The following is a 1625-nucleotide window of genomic DNA, read 5'->3' on the forward strand; positions in this document are numbered from 1 at the left end:
TCCGAAAGGATAGTAATGATTGACCTCTTCCACCTTTCCTGTTTTATCCACCACCACCCGGTTGTTGCCCTGATGATCCTGCATAAAATAGTGGAGTTTGGCATCCGCCGGAGTCAGATAACCGTCTGCTGTCAGCACCTTGGTCAGTACTCCATTCTCATAGATCGCGTTGTTGCAGTAATCGGTGGTCAGGGTAGTGCTGCCTGTGACGCGCGTAGTCCGTATCTTTGTTCCGTCTGCTGCATACAGGTACGAAATACTGTTTCCACCTTCAAACTGTACCTTCTCAGGCAAATCTAGCAATTTAATTGAATTCCCGTAATTTTCTTGTTTAAATCTTTAGTCAGGTTGCCATTTTCATCGTACGTATACTCCGTATCCGCATTGGCACCGTCCTTAAACTCGAATCCGTTGCCATATACACCGCTCGTGGCATTGTCTTTCACCGCCTTGAGCCGGTTTCCGTCGTAGGACAATACAAGATTGTCTATCAACCCATAACCGCTGGCTGAAGTCTGCCCGTATCTGGACAATCCCAGGATGTTTCCCTGCTTGTCATAACCGGTCACTTGCTCGTTGAAGCGGTTCAGGTTGGATGCAAGGGTCGCTCCTTCTCCATAGACGGCGTTCTTCAACCGGGAAAGACCGTCATACGTGAACTTATATCCACGAAGCGTTGTCTCACCTCCCGCTTTCCACGTCATGCTACTGATGTTTCCGTTGTAGCGGGGAGTCCCCGTCCCGTCGGTATAATGCAACATCTGTGTAAAGTACGGGCTCTCTATTCCTGTCATCCATCCCCGGATGTTATACGTCAGCGTTTCCGTGGCACGCGTACCGTACTTACGGGCATTCATTCTTCCCGTCGCGTCATACGCATAGCTGATCTTGTCTGCCGACGCACCGTTCCATTTGTATTCCTTGGTCAGCATCCTTCCTCGGTTGTCGTAGGTATACACTGTTTCCATCGTGTTGGTTCCTGCCGTCTCCCTTTGTTTCATCTTGTTTCCCACAAAGTCATAGGTGACATTCACGTAGCTCAGCGGCTTCTGCGGATAACCGGATATTGTCTGTATCACCCGGTATTGGTCGTCATAATACAGGGTAGTGGTCACCCAATCGCCGGTTCCCAGCACCTTCGCCTTTTTAGAGGTGATCATTCCTGTGGCACTCTGATGATGACTTTCGCTGTATCCGCTGACGGCAGTGAAGGGATGGGCCGTTACGGTTTCCGTCGCCTGATAGTTGTCGTATACCATGTATTGCAACGGCGTTTTCGTACCTGCCGGCAAATACTTCTCCTGCTTCCATGCCGCCTGTTGCAGCTGCTGGTGTGTAGAGGCGGCCGAAGTAATGACCTCCCCGTTCTCTACTTCCCGGTTTTGGCTGTCGTACACGAAGTAGCTCCACTTTTTCGCATTTTCGGTACGTTGATTTCCATCCTGTGCCAGTACCAACCGATCCTGCCAGTCGTACACCATGTAAACGGGCTTGCATCCCGGCAACCGTTTCACAATCATCCGGTCCAGCCGGTCGTATTCGTAATAATAAGCCAGTTTGTCCAACGCGGAAGTATTGATCGCCGTTTTATTCTGCAGGCTTGCCTCGGGCGGCAACACGTAACG

General features: G+C 50.6%; 2 protein-coding genes and 1 pseudogene. All 3 read right to left on the reverse strand.

Annotated features, from left to right (window positions below):
• Positions 1-294, reverse strand: a pseudogene (locus JCM17102_RS29330) (RHS repeat domain-containing protein); the annotation flags it as partial.
• 2 nt (positions 295-296) lie between these two features.
• Positions 297-1160, reverse strand: a complete 864-nt coding sequence (locus JCM17102_RS30555) for a hypothetical protein (RefSeq protein ID WP_148302094.1) — start codon at positions 1158-1160, stop codon at positions 297-299.
• On the reverse strand, positions 1147-1497 hold the full coding sequence (locus JCM17102_RS30560; RefSeq protein ID WP_136498676.1) for a hypothetical protein: 351 nt from the start codon (positions 1495-1497) through the stop codon (positions 1147-1149). Before JCM17102_RS30560 ends, JCM17102_RS30555 begins: the two co-directional genes overlap by 14 nt.
• Between the last annotated feature and the right edge of the window lie 128 nt (positions 1498-1625).

This window comes from Bacteroides faecichinchillae JCM 17102 (assembly GCF_000614145.1).
GTDB classification, from domain to species: domain Bacteria; phylum Bacteroidota; class Bacteroidia; order Bacteroidales; family Bacteroidaceae; genus Bacteroides; species Bacteroides faecichinchillae.